Here is a 17,498-nt window from a genome sequence, read left to right as displayed (position 1 = left end):
GGAGGAGTTGGAATTCTTGCCAGACTCATCCGGGGTTTATATTTTAAAGGATCAAACAAATAAAGTAATTTACGTAGGTAAAGCAAAATCTCTTAAAAAGAGGCTAAGTTCTTATAAAAATCCAAAGGATATAAAAGGTGAGGCAATTTTATCGAGGGTAAAAACAATTGAATTTATAGTAACTAATAATCCTGATGAGGCATTACTTCTTGAAAATAATCTCATTAAGAAATTTAAGCCACCTTTTAATGTAAGACTTGTTGATGATGAGAATTATCCTTACATTAAAATAACAGATGAGGAATATCCAAAAATTCAAAAAGTATATAGAGTTAGAGGCGAAAAAGGAAGCTATTTTGGACCATTTCCCCATGGGAAGGCAGTGGAGACTACTATTAAGACTTTGCGCAAGATCTTTCCAATTCGTTCGTGTAATTTGAAAATTAGTGAAGATAAGAAATATCAACCCTGCATGCTTTACCAAATTGGTCTTTGTTCTGCCCCCTGTGCTCATCTTGTAACTAAAGCTGACTATCTTAAAACGGTTGAAAATCTTAAAAAGTTTTTGAGAAGTGAGGATAGATCGATTATTAATACCCTTGCAAATGAGATGGAAAAAGCGAAAAGGGAATTACAGTTTGAGCGAGCAATTATATATCGTGACGCCATTAATGGTTTAAATGCAATTTTTTCCTCGCAGCGTGTTATAACTGAGGAGAATATCAATTTTGATCTTATTACAGGTGAAATTGATAAGGATAAGAGTTGTTTGGTAAAAGTAACAATAAGAAATGGAAGAGTTGTAAGCCTTTATCCATTCATTTTAGAATCTCTGGAAGACAAGGCCACCCTTATTGAACAGTTCTTAATTTCCTACCCTCAGCATGCGACATCTGATAAAATTTACGTTGATTGTTCTATAGAAAGTAGGCATTCACTTGAAAAATTTTTAACAGAAAAAACGGGACATAAAGTCCAAATTTTAAGGGTTCGGGGGACTGTGCCAAAGAAAGTTTTAGAACTTGCAAAGGATAATGCAAAGCTTCATCTTGAAAATTATCTCAAGAGAAGAGAAAATAATACCCCAACGATTTTGCTACAAATGAAGGAAACACTTGGCTTGAGCCATATTCCTGTAAGGATTGAAGGTTATGATATTTCAAATGTGCAAGGGAAATTTGCCGTTGGATCAATGGTTGTTTTTACTTCTGGAAAAAAAGATAAGGACGAATATCGGAGATTTAAAATAAAATTTATAGAAGGACCGAATGACTATGCTATGCTTTATGAGGTGCTCTTAAGAAGATTTACTCACGTAAATCCTAATTTTTCAAAGTCTTTTCCTAATCTTGTTCTTATTGACGGGGGCTTAGGTCAGCTTGAAGTTGGGAAAAAAGTTAAAGAAATTCTCAATCTTGATGTTGATTTTATATCGCTTGCAAAAAAAGAAGAGTTAATCTTTACCGAGAAAAGCAACGAACCGTTAAAACTTGATAGAGATTCTCCTGTCTTAAAGTTATTACAGCAAATAAGAGATGAATCTCACAGATTTGCAAGAGCATATTTTAAAGAATTGCATTCTAAAAGCATAAAGGAGGAAGAAAGTGAAGAATAAATTTTTGGTTAGCTTTATTGTGAACGCTGTTGCACTTTATCTTGTAAGTTTGATTATTCCTGGTATTTGGTTTGATAATACTCTGAGTATTCTTACTGCAAGTCTTATTTTCGGTATCGTAAACTCTATTATAAGACCATTCTTTATGTTTTTATCGCTTCCTTTAATATTTCTTACTTTAGGTCTCTTTACCTTTATTATAAATGGACTAATGCTTAAAATTGTATCTCTCATCGTTCCAGGTTTCCATGTTTATTCTTTTTGGGATGCGGTTTTTGCTTCTCTTCTTTTGTCTGTAATTTCAGTGATTTTGAAAGGGGTTCTTTTTGGAAAAGACTGAAAGAAACGCAATTCTTGTACATATCATAGACAAGGAAAATAAAGAACTAAGAGAAGAATATCTTGAGGAATTTAGACTCCTTGTAGAAACGCTTTCCTACGAGATAGTTGCTGAAACCACATATTCTTTGCGAGAACCTCGATACTCTACTTTCCTCGGCACTGGAAAAATAGAGGAGATAAAAAAACTTGTAGAACTTACAGAAGCTAAAATCGTTTTTATTGATAATACTTTAACATTTTTGCAGTTGAGGAATCTTTCAAGAGAGATTAGAGTACCAGTTATCGATCGACCACATCTTATTCTTATGATATTTTCTATGCGAGCAAGAACCACAGAAGCAAAACTTCAAGTTGAACTTTCGCAACTAAAAATGCGTCTTCCTGAAATTGTTCATGAAGAAGTAGATATGGACCAACAAACTGGTTCTGAAATTGGTTTGAAAGGTCCTGGTGAAAGAAGAACTGAATTAAAAAGACGTTATATTGCAAAAAGAATCCAGATTCTTGAGAAAAAGCTTGAAGAAATAAAAAAACATAGGTTTGAGATGAGAAAGCGAAGAACAAAAAGTAATATTCCAATAATTTCGATAGTTGGTTATACAAATGCTGGAAAATCGACACTTTTAAATGCACTTACAAAAAGTGAAGCCTATGTTGAAGATAAACTTTTTGCGACTCTTGACAGCCTTTCACGTCTAGGCGAAATAAAGCAAAATATTTCTGCCATCTTCGTTGATACCATTGGTTTTATAAGGGATTTGCCACCACAGTTAATTTATGCGTTTCGTTCGACTTTGGAAGAAATTCTTGATTCCTGGATAATCATACATCTTATAGATATAACAGATCCGCTTTTTAGAGAAAAAATGGAAATCGTCCTTAAAACACTTAAAGAATTAGGGGTAGAAGATATTCCTATCATAACCGTTTTTAATAAGATCGATAAAAGTGATATAGAATCTCTTGACTATCTTCAATCGATATACAAGGATGCAATTTTTATTTCTGCAAAGGAAGGTTTAGGCATTGATAAACTAAAAGAAAAAATTGTAAGTATGCTTAAAGAGCTAATTGTTAAAGTAAAAATTATTTTGCCTTATAAAGATGTTCATCTGCTTGATGAAATTTACAGTTCAGCAAATGTACTATCTCGAAAAGATACAGAAGAGAGTATAATCTTATATGTTGAAGGCTACTATTCAAATTTAGCAAAATTTAAAAAATATTTTGTTCCTCAAAAGACTCCTTGAAAAATATATAAAAATTGGTAAAATTACCTTGTATGAACACAAATTATATAGATCTTTTTGTATTTGTTTTTTTGTTAACCGAGTTTTTTATAGGGATAAACAAAGGAGCAATTCTTTTGATTTTTGATATAATTGGATTTGCCTTGGCGTTTATCTTGTCAAATTCACTTGCACCTAAATTATCTTTTCTTCTTTCTAATAATTTTCATCTTGATAAAGTTATTGCAGATAAAATTGCTCCTTTGGTGAATGTGCCTAATGGTCTTTCGAACGCTGGTGCTACTATTGAGAATGTATCTAAAACAATCGTAGATATGCGTCTTCCTAAAGTGCTCGAAAATTTCATAATTACAAATGGTATTAATCCTTCTTGGACTGTAAAAGACTTTATTACTTTTCGCTTTGCCCAGTTTCTTTTAAATGCAATTTCCTATGTTGTAATATTTATAGTTGTAATCTTAGTTGTAAAAGCATTTGCATTGATAGTCAGAAAAGTATTTAGAGTTAGTCCGTTTTTGAAGTGGATCGATGTAATACTTGGTGGAGTTTTACGAACTGCTCTATCATTTACGATAATTGCTGTTTTAATTCATCTTTTAGGATTTGTATTTTTATATCTTAATGTTTCGAATAATGATTTTTTTAAAATGCTTATAAGTTCTAGAACCTATTATATTTCAGAACATTACTTTCAATTTCTTTCGAATTACTTAGTGTCCGTAATTTCAAATTTTAAGTGATATGGGAAATCTGGATTTTCTTGATTACTATCTTGACAAAGAGCTTATTGCACAGCATCCAATTTATCCGAGGGATCATGCTCGCCTTATGGTTGTTCACAGAGATACAGGTGAAATTGAACATAGAAAATTTTATAACATTGTTGAATATTTAAAAAAAGGAGACTGCCTTGTTTTGAACAATAGTAAAGTCTTGAAGGCAAGGTTTTTGGGAACAAATAGAAAAACGGGTGGCAAAAGAGAAATTTTCCTTCTTAAATATCTTTCTAATAAACAATGGCTTGCTTTAACATCACCAAACGATAGAGTTCATGTTGGAGATGAAATAATAGTTAGTAAGGATCCTGAAATTGTTGTTAAAGTGATTTCTAAAGGTGAATTTGGTGAAAACATAATTGATTTTGAAAGTGCATTACCAATGGAGGAGATTTTAAAATATGGTGAAGTTCCTCTTCCTCCTTACATAAAGGCAAAAGTAAACTTGGAGGAATACCAAACAGTCTATGCAAGTCTTTTAGGTTCTGTTGCATCTCCTACAGCAGGACTTCATTTTACTAAAGAACTCTTAAAACAAATTGAAGAAATGGGAGTTTGTATTACATACATTACTTTGCATGTTGGTCTTGGGACATTTAAGCCAATAAAAGAAGATGATCTAAATAAGCACAAAATGCATGAAGAGGAATTTTTTATCTCAGAAGAAGCTGCAAAAGTTATTAATGATGCAAGAGCAATTGGTGGAAGAATAGTTGCTGTGGGCACAACGGTAGTAAGAGTGCTTGAAACAGCTTCAACGAGAAATCATATTTTAAAGCCTTACTCAGGTTCAACTCGCCTTTTTATTAAACCTGGTTATCCTTTTAAGATAGTAGATGCATTGGTTACAAATTTCCATTTTCCAAAGACGACGCTTCTTGCTTTGGTTGGTGCTTTTGCTTCAACAGAGTTAATTTTAAAGGCTTATAATATTGCAGTGAAAGAAAGATATAGATTCTACAGTTTTGGAGACGCAATGCTAATTTTGTGAGGTAGAAGATGTTTGATATTCAATTTAGAATTTTATCAGAGGATAATTGGTCAAGAGCTCGCATTACTCAGTTTGAAACACCGCACGGTATCATTGAAACTCCCGTTTTTATGCCTGTTGGGACTCAAGCAACTGTTAAGACTCTTACATCAGATGAGATTAGAGAAATTGGCTTTAAGATTATTCTTGCAAATACATACCATTTGTATTTACAGCCTGGTGCCTCAACAATTGAAAAAGCTGGAGGCATTCATAAATTCATGGACTGGGACGGTGCCGTTCTTACAGATAGTGGTGGATTTCAGGTACTATCGTTAAAAGATTTAAGAAAAATTACATCCGAAGGTATAGAATTCAAATCTTTTATTGATGGATCTAAACATTTTTTTACACCTGAACTTGTTATTGAAACACAAGAGAAGATTGGTTCAGATATTGCAATTCCACTTGATATATGTGGAACTTATCCAAGTCCACACTCAGAAACAAAAAGAGAACTTGATATAACAATTGAATGGGCAAAAAGAAGTTTAAATGTACACAAAAGAGAAGATCAGATTCTTTTTGGAGTGATTCAGGGAGGATTTTATAAAGACCTAAGAAAGGAAGCAGTCGAAAGGATTTTGGATCTTGGTTTTCCTGGGGTTACCCTCGGTGGTCTGAGTATTGGTGAAGAGAAAGAACTTACGGCGGAAATGGTGGACTATACAGTCTCTCTTTTACCTAATGATAAGCCGAGATATTTTATGGGGGTTGGAGATCCAATAAGCATTCTTGAGTATGTGCGACTTGGTGTTGATATGTTTGATTGCGTTTTGCCTACAAGAATTGCAAGGAATCGGAGCCTTTTTACAAAAACAGGTACAATAAAAATAACAAAATCAATTTACAAAGAAGACTTTACACCTATTGAGGAAAGTTGCGGATGTTATACATGTAAGCACTATACAAAGGCATATTTAAACCATCTTTTTAAAGCAAAGGAGCATCTTGCAGGTCGTCTTGCAACTATTCATAATTTGTATTTCATGAATTGGTTAATAAAGGAAATTAGAAAATCAATAAAAGAAGGATATTTTAAAGATTTTTATCAAGAATTCAAAAGCAAGTATAAAGATTGAAACTTTAGGAGTGTCTAATTTGAATTTGAAATTACCGGATTTTCTGTATAATTTATTATAAATTGTAAATAATAAAGGAGTTAGGTATGAAAAAAATATTGGTGACTGTAGTATTATTTTCGATAATCCTTCCTTTTTTTGCAGGATGTGTCCCAAAAGTAAAACCGCTCAACGTTATTATCGTTTTTCACAACCACCAGCCTTTTTATAAAGATCCGGAATCAAATACGTATATCCTTCCTTGGGTAAGACTACATGGTGCAAAGGATTATTATAGGATGCCTTTCCTTTCCTCTCAATATAAGGATATCCATATAACTTATGATTTATCAGGAAGCTTGATTGACCAAATAAAAGACTATCTAAATGGTAAAGTAGATAAATATCAAATTGTTTCACAGGTTGATCCGAACAAACTTACCGTTGATCAAAAGTTTTTTATGCTATCGATTCCCGGTGGTTTCTTTGATATCAATTGGGATCATATTGTAAAAAAGGTTCCGCTTTACACCGATTTGCTTAATAAAAGACAGGAAATTTTTAGGAAATATTCAGTAGAAGATAAAGAAAAATTAGTTAATTCTTTTACAAGTCAAGATTATCTGAATCTTCAAACTCTGTTTAATCTCTTTTGGCTTGATACAGACTATATTAAGAATGATCCAGAACTTTCGCAACTTTTTGATAAAGCCTTTAAGAAAGAAAACTTTACTATTAATGAAAGAAATCTTGTTTTGAAAAAACAGATGGAAATAATGTCAATGATTTTACCTGAATACAAAAAATTGATGGATGAAAAGTTAATTGAGCTTGTAACTACGCCATTTTCTCACCCCATTTCACCACTTCTTTTGGATTTTGGTTTAGCTAACGAGCTTAAAGATCAGTTGAGTGCCTCTAATAAACTTTTTAAAGAAACCTTTGGATCAACACCATCTGGTATATGGGCTTCAGAATGCGCTCTGAATGACGAAGTTTTGCGAATATTTAATAATGTTGGTTTAAAATGGACTATTTCAGACATTGAGAACCTGCCCCAACTTGGTATAGACAAAAATGATCCTGTAAAAGCGCATCTTCCATATACAATTAATGGAGTAACTGTATTTTTCAGAGATAAATATTTATCAGATGGAATTGGTTTTAGATATTCGGGAAAATCTGTAGAAGAAGCGGTCTCTGATGTAGAAACAACGCTTACAAATTTGCAAAAACTTAACTCTACAGGCGATCTTGTTTATACGATTGCTCTTGATGGCGAAAATGCTTGGGAATACTACGAAAATGATGGAAACGATTTTTTAAAAGCTTTTTACTCTAAACTTTCTGCACTTGAGAATAAAGGGATTATAAAAGTAGTAACTCCATCTGAATATCTTTCTAAATTTAAAGGACATGAAATTTCTCTTCACAAAGTAACGTCACTTGACCTTGCAAATAAAGACGTCTCTAATGTAAACTCATACTCTAATCTCCCTAAGAGAGAATATGATGGTTATTTTGGTGAGTCAAGTTGGATAAATCCGACACTGGATACATGGATAGGCGAACCACAAGAAAATATAGCATGGATGTGGCTCCTCGATGCATACAAAAAGTTCAAAGAAAAAGAAAATTCCCTGAGTTTTGATGTACGAAATCAAGTTAAAAGAGACTTAATGATTGCCGAAGGATCAGATTGGTTCTGGTGGTATGGAAGCGATCAAAATTCAGGAAATGACCCCGCGTTTGATAGACTTTATAAATTGTACTTAGGTGAAATCTATAAGAAACTCAACTATCCAATTCCAGACTATCTTTTTGGAAATTATTTTCCAGATGGAGAGCCATATATATCTACAGAATTATCTTTGAAAGACACTGAGCCAGTTTCAATAAATAACCTTGCAAACGTAAAAATAGGCAATATGATTTACGATCAAAAAAATAATGTCCTTAACTTAGAGCTCAACTCAAATAACTACATTGTTGCTGTATACAATGGGAAGTCCTTAAATGCATTTTTAAGTGAACAAATAAAACCAACCTCTTTTCTTATAAATAATTTTCCCTATACAAATGCAAGTATAGGTATGCCTGTTGATTTTGAAATATATGGTGAAAAAAAGCTATATTCTATCGACTTAAATGACCTAAATTTAAGCAAAATGTATGTTGTCGTTGTAAGTATAAAAAATGGAAATGTAAAAGCGGAGACTCTTCCTATAAAATTAAAATTCCCAGTAAAAATAGGTGGAGTTCTTATTGGCGAACTTTACGATCAAGCGAATGATGATAATGGACCTGGAACATATACATATCCTCTTAATGAGGTATTTCAAAATAAAGGGCACTTATTTGATTTAATATCGTTTAAGATGTATGATGCAAACGATAACTATATTCTCGTCTATGAAATGGGTTCTATTGGAGATAACCCATGGAATGGTCCAAATGGTTTTTCATTCCAAATTATTGAAACTTATTTTGACTTGGAAGATGGGGGCAGAACCGAACCTATAGATGTGAATGGTCCTAATGTAATGATTGACGAAAATCATCCTTGGGATGTTGCAATTAGAATCGCAGGTTGGTCCTATGGCAACTATATACAAAATGCTAAAGGAGAAGTGATACAGGGCGAACTTGGGCTTTCTGTTGATAATGAAAAAAACACAATAACTGTTATTATGCCTAAAAAATATTTACCTATAAATCCTAATTATAAGCCTTATGTTTGTGTTATTTCTGGAAGCCAGGATGGATATGGAGCAGGATATTTTAGAGCAATTACTCTAACGGCAACCGAATGGACCTTGGGTGGGGCAGATCCTAATGCATTGAATGCAGGAGTGCTTCCAAAGGTAATTGATATTTTTACACCAAAAGATAAAACTCAAAAAGAATTTCTTACCTCTTATGACATTAATAATAAAAAACTTGCTATAATTCCAATGCTTCCACTCGAAAAAGCCAAAGAAGTTCCGAATCTTATTTCTTCTTATAAATTAAATATAGGTAACGTTACTCCTCCAAATTCTGAATTTTCACTTGATATAGAAGTCAAAAATGTTGGAAAAGGGGATCAAAAAGATCTTGAAGGCAATGAACTTTCATTATATATTCCCGATTTTGTTCAAGTTAAAAAAGTCATCGCAAGTTCCTTTAAGAGTAGCAAAGATTACAAGGAAATTACGTTTAATGGTAGCATTAAGTCAGGTGGTGTTGAAAATATAAAGATAATTTTTGTTTTGGCAAATAATGTGCCAAATGCATATAAAGCAGATTTTAAGGAGATTTTGAGTTTTGATGGAGATGGCATAGGCAAAAATTCCACAACTTCTACATTTGAGTTTTACTTTTACACAAAATATAAATTAGAAATTGAACTTCCTTTCAATATGAATTATCTTTTAAGAAATGGCGAAAAATTCCAATTTAAGAACGGGAATATTAGAACAGAGTATATAGATAAATTAAAAGATGTAACCACTTCAATAGAAGACCTTTGCAACTCTCTTGGCATTAGTTACAATTTTGATGGGAAAAAATTAACCCTTGTGTTTATGGATAATAAATATGAGCACTGGATAGGTCAAAATAAGGCTCTTCTGAATGGTTATGCAATTCCATTAGTTCCAGAAGAACCAGACGTGAGGAGTTATGTAGAGAATGGAGAGTTGAAATTCCCCGTTAAAGCACTTGCATACGCTTTCAAATTTAAGTATAATATAGACAGTGTAAATAAAACTGCAAATCTCTACTACCTCCCATAGATTTAGAGTGAAGGAGGTTCTCCTTCACTCTTGTAAGTTTTAAAGGAGGCAAAATATTGAAAGGTAAAAATCAGAGGGATCTAAAAGAGGAAAATACCTCGACAGTTCTAAAATTAGTTAAAGACAACCCAGGTATTTCAAGAATATCTGTTGTACGAAAAACCGATCTAACACCGCCAACTGTTTCAAGAATCATAAGTTTTCTTTTAAATCAAGGTGTGGTTTCTGAAACTCCTGGAGAATCAAACAAAGTTGGAAGAAAACCGTATTATCTTAAATTTAATGGGAACAAATTTAAAGTTTTTGCAGTTGAAATGTCCTATACACAAGTTAAGTTTGCAATGATTGATTTGGATGGGAAAATTTACCATGTTGAAACTGTTGACACATCCACAGATATCTCAAATAAAGAACTTTTCGATCTAATCCTCCAATATTTTAAGGAATTTGAAGATAAGTTAAGTAAAATTTTTGCAATAGGAATTTCTGCACCAGGACGAGTTGATCCAGAAGGAGGAAAAATAATCAGAATTCCAAATCTTAAAAATCTTTCAAATTTCTCAGTCGGTGAAATAGCAAGAGTGATTGATAGGCCTGTTTTCGTTATGAATGATGCCAACGCTGAAGCACTTGCTGAAATGTTTTTTGGATATGGGCGTAATGTTAACGACTTCTTACTTGTTCATATTGGTTTTGGAATTGGTGGTGGGATCGTTTTAAATAGGAAACTTTATAACGGAAATTTTGGTGTATCGGGAGAAATTGGCCATATATCAGTTGATATGGATTTTGGAATTGAATGTGATTGCGGGAATAAAGGCTGTATTGAACTTTATGCAAGTGTAAACGCAATACTAAAAGCAGTCCAGAAACAAATTAGAGTAGAAAATCTTACTTTGGATAAACTCTATGAGCTCCTTAAAAAGAAAGATAAACTTGTGCTTAACATAATACAAGAAAGAAGCAGGATGTTAGGGAATGTGCTTGTAAGTGTTGCAGATATTCTTGCACCTCAAAGAATTATCATTGCTGGACCTGTTGTAAAGATTTCTGATTATATTATTCCACAGATTAAGGACACATTAAAGAAACGTTCGTTTTATGGTTTTGGGGAAAACATTGAAGTTGTGTCATCGGCATTAAAGGAAAATACAGGACTCATAGGAGCGATGTCTGTAGTTTTAAATGAATTTTTAGAACATCCCTATGAATTTATAGCCCAAAAATAATGCTCACAATTGCAATGCTTAAAAAAAGCAAAGTAATCACACCTAATGTATAACTTTGAGTGTTGACAGGTGGATATTCTTTTGAAATCAAAAATTCTTTAGTTTCTTTATGCAGAAGAAGATAATTAAGATATATAAGCCATGGAATTTGAATTAAAAGTATAGAGATTATTTTTTCTGGGGTAAGTCTTGCAATTCCAAGAACAATATAAGGAGTAAAGGCGCGGATTTTATATTTATTTGTTAGAAAAAAGGCAAAAGATTTGAAATTAAGCATTAATTCAATTATGAAAATGTCGAATGCCATGTTTAAAGTTGTTATTACTATCAATATTTTCCTTGAAATTTCTTTTCTTAATAGGAGAAGAATTGAAGGAATTAAATAAATTAAAAGCACGGTTAAAGACAATATAATGACAGTTTTACTCAAGCTGCTTTCTACAACCTTAAACCTAAAGAAAAGATTTATAGAAAAAAACATAAAATAAATAAGACTTATGAAGAGTATATATACGGCAATCTTATACTCTTTTGGCATTCTATCCATCTTTTAAGTCTATACCTAATTCATCGAGTTGTTTTATATCTACTTCGCTTGGAGCATCTGTTAAAGGACATGTACCAGATGTTGTTTTAGGAAATGCTATTACATCACGAAGGCTATTTGCTTTACTGAGGATCCAAACAAGTCTATCAAGGCCAAAGGCAATACCACCATGAGGCGGTGCTCCTAAACTAAAAGCCCTTACTAAAAATCCAAATCTTGTTTCAATTTCTTCCTCGCTTAAGCCAATTGCCTTAAATACTCTTTTTTGTAGCTCAGGATCATGGATTCTTATACTTCCTCCTCCAAGTTCATTTCCATTAAGGACAAGGTCATATGCAATTGCTCTAACGTTTTCTTTGTCAGTTTCTAACTTATCAAGATCTAAAGGATTTGGCATTGTGAATGGGTGATGTTCTGCAACATATCTACCCTCTTCTTCGCTATATGAGAAAAATGGAAAATTTACAACCCAGAGGAAATTGAATTTATCCTTATCTATTTTGTTGAATTTTTCTCCAAAGAATAATCTAATTCTTCCAACTTTTTCAAAACCATCCTTTTTGTCGACAACAAAAATGGTAATAAGTGAATTATCTTTTGCGTAATTTAGAATTTCTTTCCTTTCATTTTCATTTAAAAATTTTGCAAATTGCGAGGTAATCTCTCCTCCTTGTATTTTAAAATCTACAAAACCATTTACACCAAATTGTTTAACTGAATCTTTCAATCTATCAACTTCGCTTCTTGATATATTATTAGCATCATCTATTGTGAGACCTAAAATTAGTTTTGAACCGTTGTTTTCAAAGACTTTTATTTTGGTATCTTTGAAAGTGTCTGTAAAATTAATTATTTTCATTTCGAATCGTGTATCAGGTTTGTCTGAACCATAAAATCTTATTGCGTCCTTATAGTCAATTCTTGGAAATGGTGTAGAGATTTCTATACCCAACACTTCTTTAAAGAGATTTTTATACATATCTTCTACAAGTTCAATTATATCATCTTGCTCAACAAACGACATTTCCATGTCAATTTGGGTAAATTCTGGTTGTCTATCAAGTCTTAGATCCTCATCTCTAAAGCATCTTGCAATTTGAAAATATTTTTCAAAACCACTTATCATAAGAATTTGTTTAAAAAGTTGTGGTGACTGGGGTAGTGCGTAAAATTTTCCTTTATTGAGTCGTGAAGGAACCAAAAAGTCTCTTGCACCTTCAGGAGTACTTTTTGTAAGGTATGGTGTTTCAACTTCAATAAAGCCTTTGGATGAAAGATAATTTCTTACACTCTGAGTTATTTGCGCTCTAAGCTCAAAAATTTTTCTCATTTCTTCACGTCTTAAATCTAAATATCTGTATTTTAAACGAACAATTTCATCAACATCCTGTGGTGAAAATGGATTAAATGGGAGATCTTCTGCTTTTGAAAATACTTCAAAATCTTTTAGTTGTATTTCAACCATCCCAGTTTTCAATTTGGGATTAGGCGCTTCTCTTTTCTTTACAATTCCTTTGATACCTAAAACTGACTCAACCTTAAGAGATTCAATACTTTCAAATTTTTCCTTTGAGATATCATTAGGATTAACGACCACCTGAACGATACCTGATCGATCTCTTATATCTAAAAACAATATTCCACCAAGATTTCTTTTTCTGTGCAACCATCCATTTACTACAACAACGTTTCCAACTATACTTTCGTTTACATTTCCTGCACCTATTGTTCTTTTAAGCATCTTTTAACAACTCCTTTAACGATTCTTTTAGTTCGTCAATTTTTATCTTTATTTGATTACCACTTTTTAAATCTTTAATACTTATGCTATTTTCTAAGACCTCGTTCTCGCCCATAATTAGAATGAAATCTGATCCTCTTTTACTTGCTCTTTCAATTTGTTTTTTTAGTGAGTCTCCTTTCGGGTCAATTTCAACAACAAAGTCTGGGATTAAAGAATTTCTTATTTCAAATGCATTACTACCAAATTTTTTGTCGTAAGTAATGTATAATTTTTTCTTCTCAGGTGTTTTAAATTTATTTCCTTTAAGAATCTCAATAAACCTTTCGACACCCATTGCAAAACCGACACCAGGAGTTTTTCTTCCGCCAAGATCCTCAACGAGATAGTCGTATCTACCTCCCCCAAGAAGTGCGTTTTGTGCACCAAGATCTTCTGAAATAACTTCAAAAACCGTTTTGGTATAGTAATCAAGGCCTCTTACAAGTGTATTATCTACTTCAAATGGAATCTTAAGTTCAGTAAGTAATCTCTGGACTTCTTCAAAGTGCTTCCTACATTCATCGCAAAGGTAATTGGTTATTCTTGGAAGAATTTCTTTAAGGGAGTCTTCTTCTTTTTTGCAATCAAGAACTCTTAAAGGGTTTGTATAAAGCCTTCTTTTGCAATCTGGACAAAGCTCATCATAATGAGGTTTTAAAGCCTCGGTAAGCGCTTCTTTGTATTTTGGTCTGCAGACTCTACAGCCAATACTATTAATTTTAACTTTGAGGTTTTTTATATTGAACTGTTCAATTATCTTAAGTGCAATTTGAATCACTTCTATATCAAGCAGTGGAGAGATATCACCCAGAACCTCGACTCCAAGTTGATAAAACTCTCTATATCGGCCTTTTTGAGGATTTTCATATCTGAAGCATTGACCAAAATAGAAAAATTTAAGAGGCAATGGGTTTGTTTCCATATGATGTTCAATAAAACTCCTCGCAACAGATGCTGTCATTTCGGGACGCAATGATAATGTCCTGCCACCTTTGTCTTCAAAAGTGAACATTTCTTTTTCAACAATGTCTGTTGTATTTCCAACAGATCTATCAAACAGTTCTGCATACTCAACCGTTGGAAGAACTATAAGTTTATAGCCAAAAGAATTTGCTATATCATATCCTACTCTTTGGATTTCATTAAACAACAGCGCATCTAATCCTAATATGTCTTTGAAACCTTTTACTGTTTTAATTTCCATTTCCATCTCCTATATAGTGAATTTTACAAAATTTTGTTTAAAAATCAAGTTTTTGGCTTGTGTTAGTTTTTAAATATAATTAAAGTATGAATAAGAAACTTGTAGAAGCTCAAGTAAGCGAAATAACAGGTGCTAAAATATATAATTTTCTTTCTGAAAAACTAAAAGGAAAAAACAAAGAGATACTTAAGGAAATTTCAAAGGATGAGTTTAAACATTATCTTCTTTTGAAGAAAATCAATCATATTGATGTTAAAGAAAATTTGTTGCAATTTATTTTTTATAAAATTCTTTATTATATTTTTGGGGTTATATTTGTAATTAAACTAATGGAAAGAAGTGAAGATGATGCAGTAGAAATTTACAGAGAAATATCAAAAGATGATGAAGAGTTTTTATCAGTTTTAGAGGATGAAGAAAGGCATGAGGATGAGTTGATAAAATTAATCGAAGAAGAAAGAGTTCATTATGTCAGTTCTATTGTTCTTGGTCTGAATGACGCTCTTGTTGAAATTACAGGCACAATATCTGGTCTTTCATCGGCACTTCAAAACTCTCGAACGATTGGAGTTGCTGCACTTATCACTGGCGTTGCTGCTTCTTTATCAATGGCTGCATCTGAATATATTTCAAAAAAGACCGATGTTCTATCAAATAGAAATCCACTCAAAGCAGCAGTTTATACTTTTATTGCATATTTTCTCGTTGTGTTAGGGCTTGTCTTACCGTTTTTCTTTGTAAACAATTTTATAATTGGATTTATTTTTTCAATTGTGTTTGGCTTTTTAATAGTAGTTGTATTTTCCTTCTATGTTTCAGTAATTCAGGATACAAGTTTCAAAAGAACATTTTCAGAAATGTTTTTGGTCATTATAGGAGTTATTATAATTACATTTCTTTTGGGTTATATTGCAAGAAAATTATTCAATGTTAGTATTTAAGGAGGATAAATGATTAAAAGGGTTCCTAAGATTTTTATTTCCTTCATTATTCTTGGTTATATTTTTGCGTTTTTTTCACTGTTTGATCCAACGAAAAGACTTTTTGGTTTGATTTCTTTTGTAATTGCAGCAATTCTTCATATAGTGTTTATAACTACAAATGAGTATCAGTCTTCAAGACATCTTGCGCTTGCCTCTAAGTACATTGAAAAGAATATTCCCGAAAAGTCTTACGAAGAAATCCTTAAATCCGCAAAACTCTATGAGAACGAAGAGGAGCTTTACAAGTTATTTTACAATAAAACAAAGTATAAGGATACTGTTAAAAAAGTCGCAAACATTATTTATGAAAATATAAATGAACATGATACGCCTTATTTAAGGTTCATTGGGTCAATGCTTGAGTACATTGCAGGAGATCTTGAAAAGGCTAAAAGATTACTTATAGAAATTGAAGAGGAGAAACTAACAATAAAGATGGTAAGATTATTAGGTTCGATATTCTATGAAAGTAAAGATTTTGATAAAGCCATTGAGTATCTTTCTTTGTATGATCCGCCTTATGCTCCTATGAATGAAGATGAACTTGCCGTCGTTTATGGCTTAGGTATTTCTTACTTACAAAAAGGTGATAGAAAAAAGGCGCAAGAATATCTTGAGCGTGTTGAATTAAGAAATCCTAAGTTTGGAAACGTGTCTCAAATTTTAAAATCTTTAGAGAGCGATTCTAAAGAATCATAATTTTTGCATTTTTCTTTGACAGAAAATAAAAGGAAAGAGTTCCAAGTGCATAAAAAAGGAAAAAGGAAAGTATTGAGTATTTATAATTTCCTTTTAGAACCGCAAATATTGAGGCACCTAAAAACCACGCAAAATTCCAAGATATTTCTTTTACACTTGAAGCAATTGCTTTTATCTCGTCATCCATTAATTCCATGTAATAGGAGGAATATATTGGAATTGAAGCATTGATGAAGATTCCTCTAAGAAGATATGAAACAATTGCTAAAATTCGGTTTTTAAAGAGAAGCAATAATATAAAAGGAAGTGAAAGGCTTTGAAGAACTATTATAGTGTAGAATTTTTTAGAGTTTTTTGTTATAAATGGCACCATTAATGAGGCAATAGCAATAAGAATACTTTGAGCACCGAATACAATTCCAAGTTTTTCATAACTAATGCCTTGATACTCAATAAAATAAAGATTGAAAAAAGGGATCATTGTACCTGCACCAATTCCCATTAGAAATTCACTTATTACAAAAATACTTATAATTTTGACACCTTTTCCGTCTCTAAAAATTTTTATGAGCGGATCTCTGATTTTGGATATTATACTTTCACCTTCTTCTACAATCCACTCTTCATCAATTCTATTTATAAATAAAAATCCACTTAAAGTAAGAATTGACGCAATTATTAAGGCATTTCTTAAACCAAACATGTGATTTTCATTCAATATTTTTGGCAAAGTGCTTCCCAAAATCTCTCCAACAAAATTACCAAGAACGATACTTCCAAAGCTTAGTCCAAATAAATGAGTTTGTTCATAAGAGGTGCTATTCCTTGATAGGAATGGTGCTTCATTTACAAGAAAAAGCGACGAACCAAAGCCTATTAGGAATAGAAAAGAAATTAAGGCAAAAATATTTTTAGTCAGAATTAATCCGAGTTCTCCCACAAACTGAAGCATTACACCTACGATGAAACTTTTTTTATGTCCTGCTATGTTTGAAATTAATCCAGAAAATAGAGATAGAATTGTAATACCTAAAAAATATATACCATTGAGTAAACCAATAATTTCTTTTTTGATTCCAAAGTTTATCAAGTAAAGATTTAAAGCAAGGAAAAATATGCCTGTTCCGATTGAAATTATAAAACTTGCAACAATATAGCATCTTGCATTCTTATTATTGAGGAAAACTTTTCTTAGCATAGTTT

General features: G+C 32.1%; 14 protein-coding genes. 10 read left to right on the top strand and 4 right to left on the bottom strand.

Annotation, left to right across the window (positions count from 1 at the left end; translation table 11 throughout):
• The first annotated feature begins 7 nt into the window (after positions 1-7).
• The 8 genes from uvrC to ACP5SP_RS00130 all read left to right on the top strand — a co-directional run bounded on the left by uvrC (position 8) and on the right by ACP5SP_RS00130 (position 11,079).
• Positions 8-1,615, top strand: coding sequence for an excinuclease ABC subunit UvrC (gene uvrC / locus ACP5SP_RS00165; RefSeq protein WP_424586409.1), 1,608 nt, complete (start codon positions 8-10; stop codon positions 1,613-1,615).
• The gene (locus ACP5SP_RS00160; RefSeq protein WP_424586410.1) at positions 1,605-1,955 is read left to right on the top strand and encodes a phage holin family protein; all 351 of its coding nucleotides are present in this window, start codon (positions 1,605-1,607) and stop codon (positions 1,953-1,955) included. The genes uvrC and ACP5SP_RS00160 overlap by 11 nt, the downstream gene beginning before the upstream one ends.
• Positions 1,942-3,207 carry a GTPase HflX gene (hflX, locus tag ACP5SP_RS00155; RefSeq protein ID WP_428075797.1) on the top strand — a complete coding sequence of 422 codons (1,266 nt, stop codon included), beginning with the start codon at positions 1,942-1,944 and terminating at the stop codon, positions 3,205-3,207. Before ACP5SP_RS00160 ends, hflX begins: the two co-directional genes overlap by 14 nt.
• A 32-nt stretch (positions 3,208-3,239) precedes the next feature.
• Entirely contained in the window at positions 3,240-3,947 is a 708-nt protein-coding gene (locus ACP5SP_RS00150) for a hypothetical protein (RefSeq protein ID WP_428075795.1), read from the top strand.
• Between the two features lies 1 nt (position 3,948).
• Positions 3,949-4,974 carry a tRNA preQ1(34) S-adenosylmethionine ribosyltransferase-isomerase QueA gene (queA, locus tag ACP5SP_RS00145; protein ID WP_424586412.1) on the top strand — a complete coding sequence of 342 codons (1,026 nt, stop codon included), beginning with the start codon at positions 3,949-3,951 and terminating at the stop codon, positions 4,972-4,974.
• Between the two features lie 8 nt (positions 4,975-4,982).
• The gene (gene tgt / locus ACP5SP_RS00140; RefSeq protein ID WP_424586413.1) at positions 4,983-6,095 is read left to right on the top strand and encodes a tRNA guanosine(34) transglycosylase Tgt; all 1,113 of its coding nucleotides are present in this window, start codon (positions 4,983-4,985) and stop codon (positions 6,093-6,095) included.
• An 86-nt stretch (positions 6,096-6,181) separates the two neighbouring features.
• Complete coding sequence (locus tag ACP5SP_RS00135) at positions 6,182-9,850, top strand: glucodextranase DOMON-like domain-containing protein (RefSeq protein ID WP_428075792.1); 3,669 nt, start codon at positions 6,182-6,184, stop codon at positions 9,848-9,850.
• A 56-nt stretch (positions 9,851-9,906) separates the two neighbouring features.
• Positions 9,907-11,079: an ROK family protein gene (locus tag ACP5SP_RS00130; protein WP_424606402.1), complete on the top strand. Its 1,173-nt coding sequence runs from the start codon at positions 9,907-9,909 to the stop codon at positions 11,077-11,079.
• Here the strand turns inward: ACP5SP_RS00130 and ACP5SP_RS00125 are convergent.
• From ACP5SP_RS00125 to hisS, 3 genes are read right to left on the bottom strand one after another with little or no spacing between them, the layout of a single operon-like run.
• Positions 11,063-11,626, bottom strand: coding sequence for a hypothetical protein (locus ACP5SP_RS00125; RefSeq protein ID WP_416084520.1), 564 nt, complete (start codon positions 11,624-11,626; stop codon positions 11,063-11,065). The two genes, ACP5SP_RS00130 and ACP5SP_RS00125, sit on opposite strands and share 17 nt — an antisense overlap.
• On the bottom strand, positions 11,619-13,367 hold the full coding sequence (gene aspS, locus ACP5SP_RS00120; RefSeq protein ID WP_416084521.1) for an aspartate--tRNA ligase: 1,749 nt from the start codon (positions 13,365-13,367) through the stop codon (positions 11,619-11,621). Before aspS ends, ACP5SP_RS00125 begins: the two co-directional genes overlap by 8 nt.
• Positions 13,360-14,613 (bottom strand): histidine--tRNA ligase, encoded by a 1,254-nt coding sequence (hisS, locus tag ACP5SP_RS00115; protein ID WP_428075789.1) that lies wholly within the window; start codon positions 14,611-14,613, stop codon positions 13,360-13,362. Before hisS ends, aspS begins: the two co-directional genes overlap by 8 nt.
• Before the next feature lie 86 nt (positions 14,614-14,699).
• On the opposite strand from hisS, the gene ACP5SP_RS00110 reads away from it, so the two are divergent.
• Both ACP5SP_RS00110 and ACP5SP_RS00105 read left to right on the top strand, forming a co-directional pair.
• Positions 14,700-15,554 (top strand): VIT1/CCC1 transporter family protein, encoded by an 855-nt coding sequence (locus tag ACP5SP_RS00110; protein ID WP_416084523.1) that lies wholly within the window; start codon positions 14,700-14,702, stop codon positions 15,552-15,554.
• 9 nt (positions 15,555-15,563) lie between these two features.
• On the top strand, positions 15,564-16,295 hold the full coding sequence (locus ACP5SP_RS00105) for a tetratricopeptide repeat protein (protein WP_424586419.1): 732 nt from the start codon (positions 15,564-15,566) through the stop codon (positions 16,293-16,295).
• Here the strand turns inward: ACP5SP_RS00105 and ACP5SP_RS00100 are convergent.
• Positions 16,282-17,493 carry an MFS transporter gene (locus ACP5SP_RS00100; RefSeq protein WP_428075787.1) on the bottom strand — a complete coding sequence of 404 codons (1,212 nt, stop codon included), beginning with the start codon at positions 17,491-17,493 and terminating at the stop codon, positions 16,282-16,284. The two genes, ACP5SP_RS00105 and ACP5SP_RS00100, sit on opposite strands and share 14 nt — an antisense overlap.
• Positions 17,494-17,498 lie beyond the last annotated feature (5 nt).

The sequence above is a fragment of the Caldisericum sp. genome, from assembly GCF_049967455.1.
Lineage (GTDB): Bacteria > Caldisericota > Caldisericia > Caldisericales > Caldisericaceae > Caldisericum > Caldisericum exile_A.
This window is presented reverse-complemented; position numbering and strand designations above follow the sequence as displayed.

Excerpts from the sequence above, each read along its gene's own strand:
- ACP5SP_RS00150 (WP_428075795.1), top strand. The coding sequence starts at position 3,240 with ATGAACACAAATTATATAGATCTTTTTGTATTTGTTTTTTTGTTAACC.
- queA (WP_424586412.1), top strand. The coding sequence starts at position 3,949 with ATGGGAAATCTGGATTTTCTTGATTACTATCTTGACAAAGAGCTTATT.
- tgt (WP_424586413.1), top strand. The coding sequence starts at position 4,983 with ATGTTTGATATTCAATTTAGAATTTTATCAGAGGATAATTGGTCAAGA.
- ACP5SP_RS00135 (WP_428075792.1), top strand. The coding sequence starts at position 6,182 with ATGAAAAAAATATTGGTGACTGTAGTATTATTTTCGATAATCCTTCCT.
- ACP5SP_RS00125 (WP_416084520.1), bottom strand. The coding sequence starts at position 11,626 with ATGGATAGAATGCCAAAAGAGTATAAGATTGCCGTATATATACTCTTC.
- aspS (WP_416084521.1), bottom strand. The coding sequence starts at position 13,367 with ATGCTTAAAAGAACAATAGGTGCAGGAAATGTAAACGAAAGTATAGTT.
- hisS (WP_428075789.1), bottom strand. The coding sequence starts at position 14,613 with ATGGAAATTAAAACAGTAAAAGGTTTCAAAGACATATTAGGATTAGAT.
- ACP5SP_RS00110 (WP_416084523.1), top strand. The coding sequence starts at position 14,700 with ATGAATAAGAAACTTGTAGAAGCTCAAGTAAGCGAAATAACAGGTGCT.
- ACP5SP_RS00105 (WP_424586419.1), top strand. The coding sequence starts at position 15,564 with ATGATTAAAAGGGTTCCTAAGATTTTTATTTCCTTCATTATTCTTGGT.
- ACP5SP_RS00100 (WP_428075787.1), bottom strand. The coding sequence starts at position 17,493 with ATGCTAAGAAAAGTTTTCCTCAATAATAAGAATGCAAGATGCTATATT.